We start from the raw sequence: 20,261 nt of genomic DNA, 5'->3' as shown, positions 1-20,261 counted from the left end.
CATTGCCGGAGACTGCCATGTCGACTCCAGAAATACCTAAAAAAGTTCCTCAATTCTCGGCACTTAAGCTCAGCCCGGCTCCGTCGAAAGACGACTGCTGCTGCGAAGGCGCGTGCGAAACGCCAGCTCAACCCCTTCCTGAAAACGGCAACCGCTATAGCTGGGTCGTCAACGGCATGGACTGCGCGGCCTGCGCCCGCAAGGTGGAAAACGCCGTCAAGCAGGTGCCGGGCGTGGATCACGTTCAGGTGCTGTTCGCCACCGAAAAGCTGCTGGTTAGCGCCGATAGCGACGTCAGCAAGCAGGTTGAAGCCGCCGTCAGCCAGGCGGGCTATACCCTGCGCAGCGAAACGGTGCCCGTTGAAAAAGCCTCCTCCCTGAAAGAAAACCTGCCGCTCATTACCCTCATCATCATGATGGCCCTGAGCTGGGGTCTGGAGCAGATTAACCATCCGTTCGGCAATCTGGCGTTTATCGCCACCACGCTGGTCGGCCTGTTCCCGATTGCCCGTCAGGCGCTGCGCCTGATGAAAAGCGGCAGCTGGTTTGCAATCGAAACGCTGATGAGCGTGGCGGCGATCGGCGCGCTGTTCATTGGCGCGACGGCAGAAGCGGCGATGGTGCTGCTGCTGTTCTTAATCGGCGAACGCCTTGAGGGCTGGGCGGCGAGCCGCGCGCGTAAAGGGGTCAGCGCGCTGATGGCGCTGAAGCCGGAAACCGCCACTCGCGTGATAAACGGCACGCGTGAAACGGTCGCCATCAGTACGCTGCGCCCGGGCGACGTGATTGAAGTGGCCGCAGGGGGGCGTCTGCCCGCAGACGGCGCGCTACTTACCGCCACCGCGAGCTTTGATGAAAGCGCCCTGACCGGGGAATCCATTCCGGTAGAGCGTGCCGCGGGTGAAAAAGTGCCTGCTGGCGCCACCAGCGTCGACCGTATGGTGCAGCTCACCGTGCTTTCCGAGCCGGGCGACAGCGCCATCGACCGTATCCTCAAGCTGATTGAAGAGGCAGAGGAGCGCCGCGCGCCGGTCGAACGCTTTATCGATCGCTTCAGCCGGATTTATACCCCTGCCATCATGCTGGTTGCCCTGCTGGTCACCGTCGTCCCGCCGCTGTTCTTTGGCGCGCCGTGGGAGGGCTGGATTTATAAAGGGCTGACGCTGCTGCTGATTGGCTGCCCGTGCGCGCTGGTGATTTCCACCCCGGCGGCAATTACCTCAGGTCTGGCGGCTGCGGCGCGTCGCGGCGCGCTGATTAAGGGCGGCGCGGCGCTGGAACAGCTGAGCCAGGTCCAGCATATCGCCTTCGATAAAACCGGTACGTTAACTGTGGGCAAGCCGCAGGTGACCGGCGTATATCCGCAGGAAATCAGTGAAAATGAGCTACTTACACTGGCCGCCGCCGTTGAGCAGGGGTCCACTCACCCGCTGGCGCAGGCGATTGTGCGAGAAGCGCAGTCGCGCGGGCTGAATATCCCTCCGGCAACCGCCCAGCGGGCGCTGGTCGGGTCAGGGATTGAGGCCACCGTTGACGGTAAAAAGGTGCTGATTGTCGCGGCGGGCAAGTCTTCCAGTCCAGAGGTTGAGGCGTTAGAACAGACCGGACAAACCGTCGTGACCGTTATGCAGGACGGCGTCGCGAAAGGGATGCTGGCGCTGCGCGATACCCTGCGCGATGACGCAAAAGAAGCCGTGGCGGCGCTGCACAAGCTGGGCGTGCAGGGCGTTATTCTCACCGGTGATAACCCTCGAGCGGCGGCAGCGATTGCCGGAGAGCTGGGGCTGGAGTTTAAAGCCGGACTGTTGCCTGCGGATAAGGTCAGCGCCGTGACGGAGCTGAACGCCCGCGCGCCGCTGGCAATGGTCGGTGACGGGATTAACGATGCCCCGGCGATGAAAGCGTCCACCATCGGTATTGCGATGGGCAGCGGCACCGACGTGGCGCTGGAAACGGCCGACGCGGCATTGACGCACAACCGCCTGACCGGGCTGGCGCAGATGATTAGCCTGGCGCGCGCGACGCGGGCCAACATCCGTCAGAACATCGGCATTGCGCTCGGGCTGAAAGGAATTTTCCTCGTGACGACCCTGCTCGGCATGACCGGACTGTGGCTGGCGGTGCTGGCGGATACCGGGGCAACGGTGCTGGTGACGGCGAACGCGCTTCGGCTGCTGCGTCGCCGATAAAAAAAGCACGGTGGCGCTAACGCTTACCGGGTACATGTCCTGCTAACTCGTAGGTCGGGTAAGGCGAAGCCGCCACCCGACTTTTTTATAAGAAATAGCTCATCGCCAGGCCTAAAAACAGCACCAGACCGACATAGTTGTTGTTCATAAACGCTTTAAAGCAGGCGTCGCGTTCACGCTTCGCAATCAGCTTTTGCTGGTACGCAAACAGCAGTCCCGCCACCAGCACGGACCAGTAAAACTCCCAGTTCAGCCCGTTCAGGCGACCGATCGCAACCATCAGCGCCAGTACCGCGACCTGCAGGATGCCGATAATCAGCTTGTCCTGACGACCAAAGAGGATGGCGGTGGATTTAATGCCAATTTTCAGGTCATCGTCGCGGTCTACCATCGCGTATTGCGTGTCATACGCCACGGCCCAGAGAATGTTCGCCAGGAACATCAGCCAGCAGCTTAGCGGTAAGGACTCACTAACCGCCGCAAACGCCATCGGAATCGACCAGCCAAACGCCGCGCCCAGCACCACCTGAGGCAGGTGGGTATAGCGCTTCATAAACGGATACACCCAGGCTAACGCCAGCGCCGCAACGGAAAGCAGAATGGTCATGGTGTTGAGGGTTAACACCAGCAGGAAAGAGAGCAGCACCAGAACAATGAACAGCACGCGGGCTTCTTTCCCGGTGACCTGCCCGCTGGGTAACGGACGTCCGGCAGTACGCTTAACATGACCGTCGAATTTACGATCGGCATAGTCATTCACCACGCAGCCCGCCGCGCGCATCAGCCAGACGCCGGCAACGAACACGGCCAGGATCCACAGCGGCGGCACGCCCGGCGTGGCGAGCCACAGCGCCCACAGGGTCGGCCACAGCAGCAGTAACGCGCCAATGGGTTTATCGGTACGCATTAAGCGGTGATACGCCAACAGCTTATTCTGCGTCAGGCTCCACTCCATTTTTTCTTCCTCTTAGTACAACGGTGATGCCGGTAAAAAAAGCTCCGTCAGAATTAACGGTTTACCGCTCAGGCGAAGGCGGGAACGACGCCCCCAGAGTTCGGCATCACGACCAATCTCAATAAAATCCCGGGTAAGCTCAGACGAGGTGAAAAGGTAACGCCCCAGAGGCGTTTTCCCCAGACGTTGCAGCGCCAGCTCTGGCCCGGAAAGGGTGGACTCGGGCACCACAGTCCGCCCGGCAAGCCACGGTTCACCATCAGCGCAGAGTAAAATTTCGCGCAGCCAGTAGCGTGGCTCTTGCGGCAGCAGCGGCAGCTCGCTGGCGATCTCATCACCAGAGACAAACCCTTCCTGAATCAGGGTCACCGTGACCGTTTTACCCTGTTGCTCAAAACGTTTCGTCATGGAATCTTCCAGCAACAGCCAGTCAAGCTGCTGCGGATCAAGCGCAGGTATTTGATCGAAATAGCGCAGCGCACGCAGTTGCGTTAGCGCAGGGTGTGACATGCCAGACTCTCCGATACATAACGTAATGGCATTGTATCGCAGAAACACGGATTGAGGGGGGCCAAACGTTATTTAACGATCACGATCGCAACATGGGCGCAACAGTCTGGCGGATACGAAAAAAAGTGCGCCCACTCAGGCGCACCAAACTACTAACAAATCAGCACTGTGGGGAAACGGTTACCCCTTGCCTTTTACACTGCTGATAAAGGTGGAACGGGCAGTGGTTGAACCTAAACGTTCGGCTTCATCAAGCAGTTTCAGCGCTTTATCGACATCGCCGCGCTTCACCGCCTGCTTAATGGCGTTGTTGAAGTACTCTTCGGTGTCGTTCAGTACCGGCTCGGCTTTCTTCGCCGGGGCAGGAGTTGCGGTCGCTACCGGTGCGGCTGCCGTGGCAGCTGGCGCGGTATAGGCAGGAGCAGCTGTGTTACCTACAGTGACAGGGCCGGAACCGGAAGAGCCAAACAGCGGGCCGACCAGCACGCTTGAACCGCTGTTCGTTTTCACCTTCAGCTTTAACGTTCCGTCGGTGACGTGACGAGCAATCGGGTCTGGAATATCAGGAATCGCGTTACCGGTACCTTTTGCGTAGGCTTTAGCCGGATCGAGCAACGTGGTGGTCTTCTGGAGATCTTGCTCCGTAGTAAAGACCAGAACGTAGAGTTTTTGCTGGCCCAGCGCTGGCGTAAGGCGCATGACGCCTTCCAGACGGTCAGCGCTCATCACGCCGGGTTCCTGATACGTAAAGTATTCACTTGGGAAAAAAGCAGATGGCGTCATGTTCTGATCGAGAATTAACACGCTTGGTGCAAATACACTCGTCTGCTTATTAACCTCACTGGTCAAGGTAATGGCCAGTTCACCAATATTGGCGGGTACGCTATACGCAGCGACAGGGCCGGTAATACCCGGAACATTAAGTGACTGACCAGCCGTTGAGAGCTGGGTGGTCTGGGTTTTAGACTGATCGACAGGGGTCCAGACAAGCTGTTGCAATGCAGCTGTCGGAATGGCTGGCGCGGATGTTGTGTTTTGCGGAACGAAATTGACGTTAGCGAGCGTTACAGCAGGCGCGCTTGCCAGCAGCCCTGCGGTTAAACAAAGGGCAAGGAGAGTTTTGTTCATTTTCATTGTTATCACCTCAAAATGCACAGGTCAGCGGTAGCCAGGCAATAGCGCGCCGTCCCAAGGATTGAGGGGCTTGCGCCCCTCAGTTTGGTCATTACGTCAGGTTAAGACGGGATTACCACCAGATTTCCATCTGGGCGCCGAAGGACCACTCATCGTTGTCGCCGCGGCTGAAGCTTTTCGCAGTGGTATCGCTATAGGCCATGCCTGGGGTGTAACCCGCAACGGAGTTTTTACCTGAAGGCGCATAACCCCATTTCTCATCCCACTTGGCATAGGTGGCGAAGACGCGGATTGCTGGACGTGACCAGATGCTGTCGCCAGCCTGCCACTGTTGTGCCAGGGTGATTTTATACTGGTTGTTGGTTTCGCCAGTTTCCTGAGATTTGACGTTGTCGTAGCCCACTTCAAGCAGAGTGCTCATGATAGGCGTCCATTTGTACATAGGACGAACGCCTACGGTCCACCATTTAGTACCGTTGTTGTTATCCCAGTTGATATCCTGGTACATACCGACGTACATCAGATCCCAGCTATCGCCCAGCGAGATAGCACCGTGGTCAAGTACGCGCCACAGGTGCCCGTTGTTGTTGATGCCGTAGTTGATATCGTCAGTGGTGCCAATGTTCGAACCTTGCGACAGACCTTTACCCTGAGAGGTCATAGAGTCAGTTGCATATTGCAGAACGAATTTGTTGTAGCCTTTCAGCATGCTCTGCGTGTGTTCAGCGGTGAACATCCAGCCATCTTTAGATGCGCCGTCGATCAGGTGATAATCATCACGTGGGTTTGCACGGCCGTAATCAGCCCCCAGCTCCAGGGTACCGCCCGGGTTAATTTCCATCTGGGCTAAACGCACGTCAAAGACATCGTTCGCCGTGCGAGTGGTGTAGTCATAAACGCTGTTGCTGGCGAAGGATGAAGAACCGCCGGCTTCAGAAGAACGGGTTGCAGCCAGAGAGAGCTTACCAAAACCTACGTCGATGTTTTCCAGACCTGCACCAGGACCTGAAATATCCCAGTAGTAGAAGTCGATCATGTGGACGTCATGACGCTGATAGAAGCGCTTACCGGCCCAGATAGTCGAACCTGGCAGCCACTCAATCAGGTTTTTACCCTGCACGTTGGCTTCACGGAACGCCGGGTCAGTGGCCTCCCAGTCGTTCTGTTGCGCCACGGAATACGCGACGTTGGTGTCGAAGTAGAAGCTCTTATCGCCCTCTTTCCACACTTCCTGGCCCAGTTTCAGTTCCGCATAGGTTTCACATTCGTTACCCAGACGGTATTTACTTTGAGCACCGGTTGCCTGGAAGCACTGTTGTTCGCCGCCACTACCCGTCCAGCCGATACCGGAACGAGCATAACCATGGAAATCCACGGCCATTGCCTGAGCAGACATTACGCCCGCTGCGACGGCAACTGCCAGAGGAAGTTTGCGCAGAGTAATCATCATTCTATCTCCTGAGATCATTGCTTTTCTTTGAACACTTCACCTGTCGGTTTCGTGTCTTCTTTTGGGATTGCTTAAACGCCTGGCTCTTTGTGCAACCGACGACATGCAGTGCCATCCTCACGGAACAGATGGCAACGCTCTGGCGGCAAGCCGATAGCGAATGTGGCACCCTCTTCTACCAACACCACGTCGTTCTGGCGGTAGACCAGGTTCTGACGGATGGCGGGGATCTGGATATGAATCTGTGTTTCGTGACCAAGCTGTTCGACGACCTGAACGTCACCTTCCAGGGTCACATCAGCGATGTGGCTCGGCAGCAGGTGCTCAGGACGAATACCGAGGGACATGTTTGCCCCGACCTGTACGTTGGCGCTGTCGACCGGCAGCCAGACCTGCTGGCGGTTTGGCAGCTCCACCTGTACCTGTTCAATGGCTGTCGCGGTCACTTTGACGGGCAGGAAGTTCATCTTTGGCGAGCCAATGAAGCCCGCAACAAAGCGGTCTGCCGGGTAGTGGTACAGCTCCAGCGGTTTACCCACCTGCGCCACGCGGCCGGCATCCAGCACCACGATTTTGTCGGCGAGGGTCATCGCTTCCACCTGATCGTGGGTGACGTAAATCATCGTGCGGCCAAGACGCTTGTGCAGACGGGAGATTTCAATACGCATCTGGACGCGCAGGGCGGCATCCAGGTTAGAAAGAGGTTCATCGAGCAGGAACACGCGCGGTTCGGCCACCAGCGTACGGCCAATCGCCACACGCTGACGCTGACCACCGGAAAGCGCTTTTGGTTTACGCTCCAGCAGGTGGGCCAGCTGTAACACTTCCGCCACCTGCGTCACGCGCTGGTTAATGACCTCTTTCTTCGCGCCGGCCAGCTTCAGGCCAAAGGACATATTTTCGGCAACGGAAAGGTGTGGATAGAGTGCATAAGACTGGAACACCATACCGACGCCACGTTCGGCAGGCGGGATGTCGTTCATTCGGGTATCACCAATCAGCAGGTCGCCGCTGGTAATCGTTTCAAGACCGGCAATCATACGCAGCAGAGTAGATTTACCACAGCCTGATGGGCCAACAAACACCACGAATTCGCCTTCGTTGATGTCCAGATTGATGTCTTTCGACACCACAACGTCACCCCAGGCTTTCGTTACATTACGCAGCTGTACGCTCGCCATGCCCTTCTCCCTTCGTTACAACCTGTCACCGACAGAAACATTCAAGATAAGTTCACTATGGGGTATCCATTACTTTCCCGAATCCTCCACCCCCCGCCTTTTTTATGGGGGAGGAGGCGGGAGGATGAGGGAGCAGGCTCTGCGACCGCCGTGGGCGGGCTGAGGCAAAATTCGTGAAGCCACCTGCAAAATTCGGTGGGTTTTTATGTGCGCCAGCACTCATAACTTAAATTTATGCAACGGAGATCACACAAACGGGGGGTGGGGCGTAGGGGTTGGGAGGATGGAAAGAGGATGTCAAATAAGGAGACTGAGACACGTTGAACCACTGAAGTCATACCACGAGACATCACCAAAAAGGATGGCAGCTATGAATATCAAGACTGGCGCACGCGTTTTCGCATTGTCCGCCCTCGCAGCAATGATGATTTCCGCACCGGCGCTCGCCAAAATTGAAGAAGGCAAACTGGTTATCTGGATTAACGGCGACAAGGGCTATAACGGCCTGGCCGAAGTGGGCAAAAAATTCGAAAAAGATACCGGCATCAAAGTTACCGTAGAACACCCTGACAAGCTGGAAGAGAAGTTCCCGCAGGTTGCAGCAACCGGCGACGGCCCGGACATCATCTTCTGGGCGCATGACCGTTTCGGGGGTTACGCGCAGTCTGGCCTGCTGGCAGAAGTGACGCCAGACAAAGCCTTCCAGGACAAGCTGTTCCCGTTCACCTGGGATGCCGTGCGCTATAACGGCAAGCTGATCGCTTACCCTATCGCGGTTGAAGCCCTGTCTCTGATTTACAACAAAGACCTGGTACCAAACCCACCGAAAACCTGGGAAGAGATCCCGAAACTGGATAAAGAGCTGAAGGCGAAAGGTAAATCCGCGCTGATGTTCAACCTGCAAGAGCCGTACTTCACCTGGCCGCTGATCGCTGCCGACGGCGGTTACGCGTTCAAGTTTGAAAACGGCAAGTATGACGTGAAAGACGTGGGCGTGGACAACGCGGGCGCGAAAGCGGGTCTGACCTTCCTGGTTGATCTGATCAAGAACAAACACATGAACGCGGATACCGACTACTCCATCGCGGAAGCGGCGTTCAATAAAGGCGAAACCGCGATGACCATCAACGGTCCGTGGGCCTGGACCAACATCGACAAGAGCAAAGTCAATTACGGCGTGACGCTGCTGCCAACCTTCAAAGGCAAGCCGTCTAAACCGTTCGTTGGCGTGCTGAGCGCGGGCATCAACGCCGCCAGCCCGAACAAAGAGCTGGCGAAAGAGTTCCTGGAAAACTACCTGCTGACCGATCAGGGTCTGGATGAAGTGAACAAGGACAAACCGCTGGGCGCCGTCGCGCTGAAATCCTTCCAGGATCAGCTGGCGAAAGATCCACGTATCGCGGCCACCATGGATAACGCCCAGAAAGGCGAAATCATGCCGAACATCCCACAGATGGCTGCGTTCTGGTACGCCACGCGTACTGCGGTCATCAACGCTGCAAGCGGTCGTCAGACTGTCGATGCCGCGCTGAAAGATGCTCAGGGTCGTATTACTAAGTAATGACGTAGTCCCCTCTCCCTTTGGGAGAGGGTTAGGGTAAGGGTTGGCGCTATCCGCACGCCCTCACCCCGGCCCTCTCCCCCAGGAGAGGGAGAAAAGATCAAACGTTGTAGAGGAAAAACCCCATGGATGTCATTAAAAAGAAACGCTGGTGGCAAAGCGACGCGCTGAAGTGGTCAGCGATCGGTCTGCTGTGTCTGCTGGTGGGTTACCTTGTTGTTTTAATGTACGTACAAGGGGAATATCTGTTTGCCATCATGACGCTGATTTTAAGCTCTGCTGGCCTGTATATTTTCGCTAATCGTAAAGCCTATGCCTGGCGCTATGTTTACCCGGGCGTGGCCGGGATGGGGCTGTTTGTCCTGTTCCCGCTGATTTGTACCATCGCTATTGCGTTTACCAACTACAGCAGCACCAACCAGCTTGCGCAGGAACGCGCGCAGCAGGTCCTGCTGGATCGCTCATATCAGGCAGGCAAGACCTTTAACTTCGGCCTGTATCCTGCCGGTAACGAGTGGAAGTTAGCGCTTACTGACGAAGCAAGCAGCAAATACTATGTCTCCGACGCGTTCAAATTTGGCGGCGAGCAGAAGCTCACCTTAAAAGAGGCACAGGCCCTGCCGGAAGGTGAACGCGCCAACCTGCGCGTCATTACCCAGAACCGTCAGGCGCTGACCCAGCTCACCGCCGTGCTGCCAGACGAAAGCAAGGTGACCATGAGCTCGCTGCGCCAGTTCTCCGGCACGCAGCCGCTGTATACCCTGGCGGACGACGGCACGCTGACCAACAACCAGAGCGGCGTGAAATATCGTCCGAATAACGACATTGGTTTCTATCAGTCCATTACTGCCGACGGCAAATGGGGTGATGACAAGCTCAGCCCGGGCTATACCGTCACCATCGGCTGGGACAACTTTACCCGCGTGTTTACCGACGAAGGCATTCAGAAACCGTTCTTCGCCATCTTTGTCTGGACGGTGGTCTTCTCGGTGCTGACGGTGATCCTGACCGTGGCCGTGGGCATGGTGCTGGCCTGTCTGGTCCAGTGGGAATCCCTGAAAGGCAAAGCGATTTACCGCGTGCTGCTGATCCTGCCGTATGCCGTACCGTCGTTTATCTCGATTCTGATTTTCAAAGGGCTGTTTAACCAGAGCTTCGGTGAAATCAACATGATGCTGAGCGCCCTGTTCGGCATCAAACCGGCCTGGTTCAGCGACCCGACCACCGCTCGCTCGATGATTATCATCGTGAACACCTGGCTCGGTTATCCGTACATGATGATCCTGTGCATGGGCCTGCTGAAGGCTATCCCGGACGATCTGTATGAAGCCTCGGCGATGGACGGCGCGGGCCCGTTCCAGAACTTCTTTAAAATTACGCTGCCGCTGCTCATTAAGCCGCTGACGCCGCTGATGATTGCCAGCTTCGCCTTTAACTTTAACAACTTCGTGCTGATTCAGCTGTTGACCAACGGCGGCCCGGACCGCCTTGGCACCACGACGCCAGCAGGCTATACCGACCTGCTCGTGAGCTACACCTACCGTATCGCCTTCGAAGGCGGCGGCGGCCAGGACTTCGGTCTGGCGGCAGCGATTGCCACCCTGATCTTCCTGCTGGTAGGCGCTCTGGCGATTGTGAACCTGAAAGCCACACGTATGAAATTTGATTAAGGAGGGCATCAATCATGGCTATGGTACAACCCAAATCTCAGAAGTTGCGCCTCCTGGCGACGCACTTAGGCCTGCTGATTTTCATCGCGGCGATCATGTTCCCGCTGCTGATGGTTATCGCCATCTCTCTGCGTTCGGGTAACTTCGCCACCGGGAGCCTGATCCCGGACGAAATCTCCTGGGAGCACTGGAAGCTCGCGCTGGGCTTCAGCGTGGAACACGCGGATGGCCGCGTCACGCCGCCGCCGTTCCCGGTCCTGCTGTGGCTGTGGAACTCGGTGAAAATCGCAGGCATTACCGCCATTGGTATCGTGGCGCTGTCCACCACCTGTGCTTATGCCTTCGCCCGCATGCGTTTCCCGGGCAAAGCGACGCTGCTGAAAGGGATGCTGATTTTCCAGATGTTCCCGGCCGTACTGTCGCTGGTGGCGTTGTATGCCCTGTTTGACCGTCTGGGCCAGTACGTACCCTTTATCGGCCTGAACACCCACGGCGGCGTGATCTTCGCCTATCTTGGCGGTATCGCACTGCATGTGTGGACCATCAAAGGCTATTTCGAAACTATCGACGGCTCGCTGGAAGAAGCGGCCGCGCTGGATGGCGCAACCCCGTGGCAGGCGTTCCGCCTGGTGCTGCTGCCGCTGTCGGTGCCGATTCTGGCGGTAGTGTTTATCCTGTCGTTTATCGCTGCGATCACCGAAGTACCGGTTGCCTCACTGTTACTGCGTGATGTGAACAGCTACACCCTGGCCGTAGGTATGCAGCAATACCTCAACCCGCAAAACTACCTGTGGGGCGACTTTGCCGCGGCGGCCGTACTTTCCGCCATCCCGATTACCGTGGTGTTCCTGCTGGCGCAGCGCTGGCTGGTCAACGGCCTGACGGCGGGCGGTGTGAAAGGTTAAGTTTCATTTTGTTATGCCACTGCAACCCTCAACTTTAGACGTATTGTATTGACCCAACTTGTGACTGTTGTTAGGCGGCCTCCGGGCCGCCATTTTTTATTCGCGTTTCAGCCGCTTCGAGTTGCACAGCCAGAGGGTGATCACCAGCAGCAGGATCGCCGCCGAGTAGATCAGCACGTCGAGCGGGGATTTATGATCGACGATGATCAGCCGCACTATCGCAGTGATCCCAATGTAGACAAAATAACGCAGCGGGAAGTGAAAGCCGGACTGAAAGTACTTCACAATCAGGGCGATAAATTCAAAGTAGAGAAAGTAGACCACCAGGCCTTCCACCAGCGCATATTTGCTGGTTTGTTCAGGGGCGAACAGTACATCCGCAAGATGCACCGTCTCTTTACCCAAAAAGACGACCAGTATCAGGCCAAGGCTCAACAGACCGAGGTTCAGCACGGTCTGGAGGATAGTTGAGATAAACTCAACGCGCGGGCGAGTCAGGGATGTCATACAGCACCTCATTCTCCAGGGCGAGGTTCCTGTATAACGCAAAAATGTGACGGGGATCTATATTTTTTAATTATGTTTTATGTAGGAAGAAAACCGATGGAGCGTAAACAAACCGGGGTTCGCAACGTGACCTGTGGCGACAATGTGATTGTATATGAACCTGCTAACCTTTACGACTGTGTGCTGGGCAACGGCGTATTCGTCGGCCCGTTTGTTGAAATCCAGGGCAATACGCGCATCGGTGACGACTGCAAAATCCAGTCGCACACCTTCATCTGCGAGTATGTCACTATTGGTCAGCGTTGCTTTGTTGGCCATGGCGTGATGTTTGCCAACGATATGTTTCGGGAGGGGAAACCGAACGCCGACCGAGAGAGCTGGGGCCATATTACCGTGGGGAATGATGTTTCGATAGGCAGTGGAGCGACCATTCTGGCGGTATCTATCTGCGACGGTGCGGTGATTGGTGCAGGGAGCGTGGTAACAAAATCGATCGTCGAGAAAGGTGTCTATGCCGGGAACCCGGCGAGGCTACTGCGCCGCTTGTGATTCGCCCGGTGGCGCTGCGCTTACCGGGCCTACAAAATAGCAGGCCGGGCAAACGCGGTGCCGCCCGGCGTGAAGCATCAGCGGAAGTTAATGTTCTTATCGCTCGTCATGTCATACAGCTGGAACTTACGTCCAAGCTGCTGACCCCCGTCACGCGTCAGCGGCGTCCAGCCCACTGCCGCACGGCTGCGGGTTGGGCCTGACGAGAACAGATCCAGCGGAATCGACACGTAGACCCCTTTGGTGAAGTCCCCTTCCCCGTACTCGTCCGGCGAAACGTTGGTGATGGTGGCGTAGCCACCCACCACGACGCCGCTGTCGAAGTGTTTAGAGATGTCCAGCGTACCGCCCTTATCGCCCGCCAGGTACTGGCCGACGCTGGCTTTCACCAGCACGTCAGGGGCGAACGACGGCGTCCAGTAGGCGGTCAGATGGCCCGTTTTGACGCTGTAGTCGGTGAACTTCATCATGTCCTGCGCGCTGCGCCAGTCACGCTGTTTGACGTAGTTGGCATCCACCCCGAACGCCCAGTTGCTGTCGATAGGACGATAAAGCACTTCCGCCCCCGCGCCGCCGTACATGGTTTCCAGATACCCGCCGTACACCTGGCCGTAGAAGCCGTTTCCGAAGTACTGGAAGTAGTTGGCCTGCAGGTTATTTACGTAGGCATCGTTCTGCACGTACTCACGCACGCGGGTACGCACGCGCGGCAGCGCCGAGTCTTTTGGCGGGTTGGTGTAGTTGAACTTGTCGTAGTTGTTGGCGATGTTGCCGAACAGGCTGCCGGTGGTCAGCAGGTGGTCGGTGAGCCACAGATCCGCCGTCGCCATCACGCCCAGCTGATACATGTAGAAGTTTTCAGGCCCGCCCACGGACTGGTTCAGCACCGGATCGATATGGAAATCGAAGCGCGATTTGTCGATATACCAGCCCTGCTCGGTGGTTTCCGGCACGATAGGCTCTACGCGTTTTTGCACCAGCTCGGTTTCATGCCCGAGCGGTTCACCTTCCAGATGGCGCCTGAGGCTGGCAACGTCCGTTTCGGTTGTGACCTGCGGCAGGTTGAGACGGTTCTCCGTCACGCGGATCGTGCGGATCCCTTCCGGCAGATCGTTCATAACGATCCGGTTGGCGCGTTCGATCCCTTCGCGCGAGTCGCGGTATTTCACCTGCTCGCCGGTCACGTACAGCGTATCGCCTTTCACCTGAATTTTCGGATCCGCCAGGCCGGCATTGTATTTCAGCAGCGTCAGCTGGTTTGCAACCACGGAGTGCTGCAGAATCGCATCCTGCGGCTCCGGCTGGTATGCAGGGCGCGCGTTATCATTGTAGTGCGGCCGCATGTCGTTAAAGTTGGTGCGCAGCGTGAAGCCAAACATCACCGTATTGCCGCGCTCGTAGCTGAGGTTAACGTCGGCCCAGTCGGTGACGCGATAAATGGCGCCGACGTTAAACTTGCTCTTCTGCTCAATCTTTCCGGCGAAGTCCTGCGAGTAGTCATTCCCCTCATATTCCAGCTTCAGGCGTAATGGCTGCCAGGGCGTTTGATACTCCACGCCGCCAAACAGCGATGCCGGACCGTGGAACATCTGGTCTCCGTTGATGGAGCCCGCTTTCTTATAGCTGTTATCGCGGTAGCAGTATTTATCGCTGTAGGAGCAAAACGGGTTTTTCACGTTTCCGCTGGTGCCGAGATAGCCCCATCCCAGACCGAGCGAGAAGTCGAACGGCCCCCAGGCTTTACTGGCCACGATGTATTCCGCATCAAACAGACCGGTACCACCGATATCTTTGGCGCCCACGGACACCTGCGGCATCCAGTAGCTCTCTTCCCACAGGCGCAGCTTGACGTCGAAGGCTTTATCTTTGTAAGTCTGATCGCCGGAGAACGCCTCTACGCTGCTGTATTGTTTCGTACGCACGTCGGTATAGCGCAGCGTGGTTTCAAGCCACGGGAACAGCTGCACCGAGGCGGAGTAGTAGCGATACTGGTCGTTATCACGGTAGTTAAGGCTAATTTCCCCTTCGCGCGCCATACGCGCGGTGGGCGTTTGCAGTAAACCGACGCCGCCGAAGTCTGACTGAGACGGGCCAATGGGTGCCGGATACGTTTCTGCATGGCAGGCGGCACTCACGCAGAGCGCCAGCATGCTGTAGAGATAGGTTCTTTTCATTATTCCGGTATCCGCTGAATCAGGGAGTGAAGGATATCGGCGTTAAGCCCGTCATACGCCTTCGTCCAGAAATGGTCGGCAAAACCGACAAAAATGATGCTGCCCGGCATAGGTTCGATATGCCGTTTATTCCAGTAAGCGACGGGGGCTTTTTGTGTGTGCCCGTCAGGGTAAACCACCCAGGCGTAGCTGTTATCGGCACCGCTCAGCAGGCTCTGCTCGTCGAGGTAGCTCGCCACGTCACGACCGGGCGTAAAGGGCTTTTTACCCGGGCTGCTGATAAGCCCCATCACGGTCACCGTCGTCGGCTTCACCGGCAGCCAGAGCGTATACTCCCCTTCAAGCGTGGGATTGCCCTTTTCCGTGACGCGCACTTCATCGGGATCAAGGTTCACGTTCTGACGGCCCGTCACCTTCAGCGCCTGCAGCTGCTGGCGAACGCTGTTAATCGCCGCCGCGTCGTCGCCATCTTCCTGCTCCGCTAATCCCGTCAGCCTGGCAAGGAGCGCCTTGTGCTGTTGTTCCGCTTCAGCGGTCTTCTGCCGCTCAGCGATCACTGCCCCCGGCCACCAGCTGTTGGCGAGCCTTGGCTGTCCGACGAGATCGAGCAGATGCTCAGCGTGGGTTAAGGTTTTGGGTTTTTCACTGTCCGGCGTGTAGACCTTCACCGTCCCTGCGGACCATGCCAGCGGCGAGGCAAGGCTAGCGAGAAGCGCAACGTGGATGAGCGTTTTCATGATTTCGCCGCCTTGATCAGGGTGGTTTTCACCGGGAAGAATCCGGCACCAAGATACTGCAGGGACTGGCGGATCTGCCCTTCCTCGTCGATCCAGAAGCGGTTGTGCCAGGTGGCCTGGTCGGTGGTGACTTCTTCATCCAGCACGCGAACCTGCGTTTCGTCGCTGCCGACTTTCACGCTGTCCGTGCCGTCCCAGCGGAAGGTCGAGCGTGCCGTGGCGTAACGCACCTGCTTATGTTCGGTCCAGCCCATCGTGCGCGTCCAGCTTGCGCCGTCGGCGATCTGGTTCGGCTTGATCAGCGGATCGGCAGCGATGTTATTCACCTCCAGCAGGTTGTCGCCGCCCAACAGGGTTTTCACGATACGACCATGCTGCGTCACGATGGTGGCCTGATCCTGCGTCACCCATTTCTGCTGCCCGTTTTCATCGAAAGCGAGCACCACAAACAGCTGCGGGCCATCGTTAAGCTGCATGTACTGACTGGCATAGGGCATGTTTTGAAGTTCGTCATCGGTCAAATGCACGCCCGGTGTGCCAAACATGCTTTCCCACAGTGAGTTTCCCAGCCCTTTGGTGGTGGCCGAGCACGCCTGCAGCAGCAGGCAAATCAGAATGATTGCAGGTCGCTTCACGACTCTTCTCCGAAGGGGCGAAATAACCACACCGAAGTGTGGTTATGATTAAAACACCCGCTATTACTGGGTGCTGGTTGTCGTGGTGGTCGTGGTTCCGGTATTGGAGCCATCACCGCCACCGGTTGCCGCCAGCGCGACACCCACGGCTGAACTTACGGTGCTGGCGCTGGCTGCGGTAGAACTTCCCGCAGACGCAGACGTCGCTGCCGAACCTGCCGCTTCCCCGACCTGAACCGGAGCTGCATAGACAGATGTCGCCGCAAGCGCAGATATGGCAAAAATGCCATACAGTACTTTCTTCATAACAATTTCCCTTCAATGAATGAATGGAGATTTGCCCGAAAAGAATTTCAGGCGGAATCGAGTATACACAACTACTGCCGTGGGTTTGCCGTAAGGGGAAATAGGGATGGAGTTTTCGGACTAATGGTTAAAATGGAAATGAAAGACAAATAACATAAATATATAACTGCTATAAATCAATAAGTTATAATATAAGCATATTAATGAACCACTACGTATTTTCTTAAAATAAACCGCAGCAATTAACGGGTTAAGCGTCTTTTTCGGATTAAACTCAGATTCAGAATTTGAGTTAACTAACAGACATCAGGAATTATCCGATAAAAAAATGCCGGCATTAAGCCGGCACGTTTTCATGACGTTTTAATTACGCACGCCAGGCTTTATAACGGTTGATCAAACCATTTGTCGAGCTGTCATGGCTGGCAATCGCTTTATCGTCACCCAGCTCTGGCAGAATACGGTTTGCCAGCTGTTTGCCCAGCTCAACGCCCCACTGGTCAAAGGTGAAGATGTTCAGGATGGCGCCCTGCGTGAAGATCTTGTGCTCGTACAGGGCAATCAGCGCGCCCAGGCTGAACGGCGTGATTTCGCGCAGCAGGATGGAGTTGGTTGGGCGGTTGCCTTCGAACACTTTGAACGGCACCACGTGGTCCAGAGTTGCCGGATCTTTACCCTGGTCACGGTATTCTTGTTCAACCACTTCGCGGGATTTACCGAACGCCAGCGCTTCGGTCTGCGCAAAGAAGTTCGACAGCAGCTTCGGATGGTGGTCGGACAGCGGGTTATGGGTGATAGCCGGGGCGATGAAATCGCACGGTACCATTTTGGTTCCCTGGTGGATCAGCTGGTAGAAAGCATGCTGGCCGTTGGTGCCCGGCTCGCCCCAGATGATTGGGCCAGTCTGGTAATCCACCGCGTTGCCGTTACGGTCAACGTACTTACCGTTGGATTCCATGTTGCCCTGCTGGAAGTAGGCTGCGAAGCGGTGCATGTACTGGTCGTATGGCAGGATCGCTTCGGTTTCAGCGCCGAAGAAGTTGTTGTACCAGATACCGATCAGCGCCAGCAGTACCGGCAGGTTTTTCTCTGGTGCAGTCGTGGAGAAGTGTTTATCCATCGCGTGCGCGCCGGAGAGCAGCTCGACGAAGTTGTCGAAGCCCACGGACAGGATGATAGACAGACCAATCGCAGACCACAGGGAGTAGCGGCCGCCGACCCAGTCCCAGAACTCGAACATGTTCGCGGTATCAATGCCGAACTCGCTGACCGCTTTGCCGTTGGTAGACAGCGCCGCGAAGTGTTTCGCCACGTGCTTGTTGTCGCCTGCGGTTTTCAGGAACCAGTCGCGCGCGCTGTGGGCGTTTGTCATGGTTTCCTGAGTGGTGAAGGTCTTGGAGGCAACCAGGAACAGGGTGGTTTCCGGGTTCACGTTCTTCAGCACTTCGGCGATGTGGGTACCATCGACGTTAGACACAAAGTGCATATTGAGGTGGTTTTTGTACGGACGCAGCGCTTCGGTCACCATGAACGGACCGAGGTCAGAACCGCCGATACCGATGTTCACCACGTCGGTGATCGCTTTGCCGGTGTAGCCTTTCCAGCTACCGGAGATAATCGCTTCGGAGAAGGTTTTCATCTTTTCCAGCACCGCGTTCACTTCCGGCATGACGTCTTTGCCGTCAACGATGATTGGCGTATTGCTACGGTTACGCAGGGCCACGTGCAGCACGGCACGGTCTTCGGTACGGTTAATTTTCTCACCGGAGAACATGGATTTGATGGCGTCGGCAAGCTCGGTTTCTTTCGCCAGATCCTGCAGTTTTGCCAGCGTCTCTTCGGTAATGCGGTTTTTGGAGAAATCCACCAGCATCAGGTCGTCGAAGGTCGCGGAGAACTTAGAGAAACGATCGGCATCTTTCGCGAACAGATCCGCGATGGTGACGTCTTTCATTTCATCAAAATGTTTCTGGAGTGCCTGCCAGGCAGCGGTCTGCGTTGGGTTGATGTTTTTCATTAGCAATACTCTTCTGATTTGAGAATTGTGACTGCGGTCGATTGTAGCGCCTGCAAATAAAAATTGTGATGGTTTTTATGCCATTGCCCTGGCCTGCATCAAACACAGGTGAAAAGACCCGAAAAGTATAGCTGCTGAAGTGCCCTCCTGGGGCGGCGAAATGTCGCCCAAAACAGGCTAAAATGGAGCATAAAATCTGGCGCTGTTATAAGTCCTGTTTCTCAGGGGTACCCCCCCATAAAAAATCCGCATAATCCCAGCATTGACAGGACCTCCCCCGCATTTTATTTATAGGGCCGTATTTTGCGCCTGCACCTGTTTTCGTTTCACTCTTGTGCCAAGGTCGCTTATTCATTCCCTGACACGAGGTTGTTATGACGAGTTTTGTGGTCGCCAAATTTGGCGGCACCAGTGTGGCCGATTACGATGCCATGAACCGCAGCGCCGATGTGGTGCTGGCCGATCCGAATACCCGCCTGGTGGTGCTCTCAGCATCCGCCGGCGTGACGAACCTGCTGGTTTCTCTGTCTGAAGGACTGGAAGCGACAGAACGTTTCGTGAAGCTGGATGCACTGCGCAAAATTCAGTTCGACATTCTTGAGCGTCTGCAGAACCCGAACGTCATCCGCGAGGAAGTTGAGCGTCTGCTGGAAAATATCACCACTCTGGCAGAAGCGGCGTCTCTGGCAACCTCCACCGCCCTGACCGACGAACTGGTCAGCCACGGCGAGCTAATGTCCACCCTGCTGTTTGTTGAAATCATGCGCGAGCGTAACGTTCAGGCGCAGTGGTTTGACGTGCGTAAAGTGATGCGTACCAGCGATCGCTTTGGTCGCGCCGAGCCGGACGTTGAGGCGCTGGCGGAGCTGACCAATCAGCAGCTGGCACCACGCCTGGCAGACGGTATTGTGATCACCCAGGGCTTTATCGGCAGTGAAGCAAAAGGCCGCACCACCACGCTTGGCCGCGGCGGCAGCGACTACACCGCCGCGCTGCTGGGCGAAGCCCTGCATGCAACGCGCGTGGATATCTGGACGGACGTTCCGGGCATTTACACTACCGACCCGCGCGTCGTTTCTGCGGCTAAACGTATTGATGTAATCGCCTTTGAAGAAGCGGCTGAAATGGCTACCTTCGGTGCGAAAGTGCTGCACCCGGCAACGCTGCTGCCGGCCGTACGCAGCGATATTCCGGTCTTCGTCGGCTCCAGCAAAGATCCGAAAGCGGGCGGGACGCAGGTCTGCAAAAAAACGGAAAACCCACCTCTGTTCCGCGCCCTGGCCCTGCGCCGTCGCCAGACGCTGGTGACGCTCCACAGCCACAATATGCTGCATTCACGCGGTTTCCTGGCGGAAGTGTTTGGCATTCTGGCGCGCCACAATATCTCGGTGGATCTGATCACCACCTCTGAAGTGAGCATTGCGCTAACGCTGGACACCACCGGCTCGACCTCCACCGGCGACACGCTGCTGACGCAGTCGCTGCTGATTGAGCTGTCTGAGCTGTGCCGCGTGGAAGTAGAAGAAGACCTGGCGCTGGTTGCCATCATCGGCAACAAGCTGTCGCGCGCCTGCGGCGTGGGTAAAGAGGTGTTCGGCGTGCTCGACCCGTTCAACATCCGCATGATCTGCTACGGCGCATCCAGCTACAACCTCTGCTTCCTGGTGCCTGCCGATCAGGCCGAGCAGGTCGTGCAGAAACTTCATCAGAATTTGTTTGAATAAAATTCGTTAGCAGGATAAACAATACCTATAAGCCGGGCACAGACCCGGCTTTTTCAT

At 56.4% G+C, this 20,261-nt stretch carries 17 protein-coding genes; 6 read left to right on the top strand and 11 right to left on the bottom strand.

The annotated features are described in order from the left end of the window. Positions 1–17: 17 nt before the first annotated feature. Entirely contained in the window at positions 18–2,189 is a 2,172-nt protein-coding gene (zntA, locus tag ACERY3_RS20715) for a Zn(II)/Cd(II)/Pb(II) translocating P-type ATPase ZntA (protein WP_319877129.1), read from the top strand. Between the two features lie 85 nt (positions 2,190–2,274). Here the strand turns inward: zntA and ubiA are convergent, their stop codons facing one another. From ubiA to malK, 5 genes are all read right to left on the bottom strand, one after another. Further along, positions 2,275–3,144: a 4-hydroxybenzoate octaprenyltransferase gene (ubiA, locus tag ACERY3_RS20710; protein ID WP_032662636.1), complete on the bottom strand. Its 870-nt coding sequence runs from the start codon at positions 3,142–3,144 to the stop codon at positions 2,275–2,277. A 12-nt stretch (positions 3,145–3,156) separates the two neighbouring features. Continuing rightward, entirely contained in the window at positions 3,157–3,654 is a 498-nt protein-coding gene (gene ubiC / locus ACERY3_RS20705) for a chorismate lyase (RefSeq protein WP_023334136.1), read from the bottom strand. 180 nt (positions 3,655–3,834) lie between these two features. After that, a complete protein-coding gene (gene malM / locus ACERY3_RS20700; RefSeq protein ID WP_373226393.1) occupies positions 3,835–4,788 on the bottom strand; it encodes a maltose operon protein MalM in 954 nt (317 codons plus the stop codon). 112 nt (positions 4,789–4,900) lie between these two features. Next, positions 4,901–6,238, bottom strand: a complete 1,338-nt coding sequence (locus ACERY3_RS20695; RefSeq protein WP_072210885.1) for a maltoporin — start codon at positions 6,236–6,238, stop codon at positions 4,901–4,903. A 71-nt stretch (positions 6,239–6,309) separates the two neighbouring features. Further along, the gene (gene malK, locus ACERY3_RS20690) at positions 6,310–7,419 is read right to left on the bottom strand and encodes a maltose/maltodextrin ABC transporter ATP-binding protein MalK (protein WP_023310005.1); all 1,110 of its coding nucleotides are present in this window, start codon (positions 7,417–7,419) and stop codon (positions 6,310–6,312) included. A 370-nt stretch (positions 7,420–7,789) separates the two neighbouring features. Between malK and malE the strand changes: the two genes are divergently transcribed. The 3 genes from malE (at position 7,790) to malG (ending at position 11,555) form a co-directional block, all read left to right on the top strand. Then, positions 7,790–8,980: a maltose/maltodextrin ABC transporter substrate-binding protein MalE gene (malE, locus tag ACERY3_RS20685; RefSeq protein ID WP_039264157.1), complete on the top strand. Its 1,191-nt coding sequence runs from the start codon at positions 7,790–7,792 to the stop codon at positions 8,978–8,980. 125 nt (positions 8,981–9,105) lie between these two features. After that, positions 9,106–10,650 carry a maltose ABC transporter permease MalF gene (gene malF, locus ACERY3_RS20680; RefSeq protein WP_058842061.1) on the top strand — a complete coding sequence of 515 codons (1,545 nt, stop codon included), beginning with the start codon at positions 9,106–9,108 and terminating at the stop codon, positions 10,648–10,650. Positions 10,651–10,664: 14 nt separating this feature from the next. Further along, complete coding sequence (gene malG / locus ACERY3_RS20675; protein WP_023310002.1) at positions 10,665–11,555, top strand: maltose ABC transporter permease MalG; 891 nt, start codon at positions 10,665–10,667, stop codon at positions 11,553–11,555. 96 nt (positions 11,556–11,651) lie between these two features. On the opposite strand, the gene psiE is transcribed toward malG, so the two are convergent. Continuing rightward, positions 11,652–12,062, bottom strand: coding sequence for a phosphate-starvation-inducible protein PsiE (gene psiE, locus ACERY3_RS20670; RefSeq protein WP_000202963.1), 411 nt, complete (start codon positions 12,060–12,062; stop codon positions 11,652–11,654). A gap of 96 nt (positions 12,063–12,158) precedes the next feature. Here psiE and ACERY3_RS20665 point away from each other — a divergent pair, with 96 nt between their 5' ends. Then, positions 12,159–12,611 (top strand): acyltransferase, encoded by a 453-nt coding sequence (locus ACERY3_RS20665; RefSeq protein WP_045355214.1) that lies wholly within the window; start codon positions 12,159–12,161, stop codon positions 12,609–12,611. 77 nt (positions 12,612–12,688) lie between these two features. Here ACERY3_RS20665 and ACERY3_RS20660 read toward each other — a convergent pair whose 3' ends face one another. The 5 genes from ACERY3_RS20660 to pgi all read right to left on the bottom strand — a co-directional run bounded on the left by ACERY3_RS20660 (position 12,689) and on the right by pgi (position 18,480). Next, positions 12,689–14,785 carry a YjbH domain-containing protein gene (locus ACERY3_RS20660; RefSeq protein WP_373226391.1) on the bottom strand — a complete coding sequence of 699 codons (2,097 nt, stop codon included), beginning with the start codon at positions 14,783–14,785 and terminating at the stop codon, positions 12,689–12,691. Next, the gene (locus tag ACERY3_RS20655; RefSeq protein WP_126797439.1) at positions 14,785–15,522 is read right to left on the bottom strand and encodes a capsule biosynthesis GfcC D2 domain-containing protein; all 738 of its coding nucleotides are present in this window, start codon (positions 15,520–15,522) and stop codon (positions 14,785–14,787) included. Before ACERY3_RS20655 ends, ACERY3_RS20660 begins: the two co-directional genes overlap by 1 nt. Next, positions 15,519–16,157, bottom strand: coding sequence for a YjbF family lipoprotein (locus ACERY3_RS20650; protein ID WP_047059420.1), 639 nt, complete (start codon positions 16,155–16,157; stop codon positions 15,519–15,521). Before ACERY3_RS20650 ends, ACERY3_RS20655 begins: the two co-directional genes overlap by 4 nt. 63 nt (positions 16,158–16,220) lie before the next feature. Next, complete coding sequence (gene yjbE, locus ACERY3_RS20645) at positions 16,221–16,463, bottom strand: exopolysaccharide production protein YjbE (protein ID WP_008503423.1); 243 nt, start codon at positions 16,461–16,463, stop codon at positions 16,221–16,223. Between the two features lie 367 nt (positions 16,464–16,830). Beyond that, a complete protein-coding gene (gene pgi / locus ACERY3_RS20640; protein WP_048977787.1) occupies positions 16,831–18,480 on the bottom strand; it encodes a glucose-6-phosphate isomerase in 1,650 nt (549 codons plus the stop codon). Between the two features lie 374 nt (positions 18,481–18,854). On the opposite strand from pgi, the gene lysC reads away from it, so the two are divergent. Then, positions 18,855–20,204 (top strand): lysine-sensitive aspartokinase 3, encoded by a 1,350-nt coding sequence (lysC, locus tag ACERY3_RS20635; RefSeq protein ID WP_373226390.1) that lies wholly within the window; start codon positions 18,855–18,857, stop codon positions 20,202–20,204. Positions 20,205–20,261: the final 57 nt, after the last annotated feature.

This window comes from Enterobacter cloacae complex sp. ESBL7, from assembly GCF_041679625.1.
In the GTDB taxonomy this organism is placed as follows: Bacteria; Pseudomonadota; Gammaproteobacteria; order Enterobacterales; family Enterobacteriaceae; genus Enterobacter; species Enterobacter asburiae_B.
This window is presented reverse-complemented; position numbering and strand designations above follow the sequence as displayed.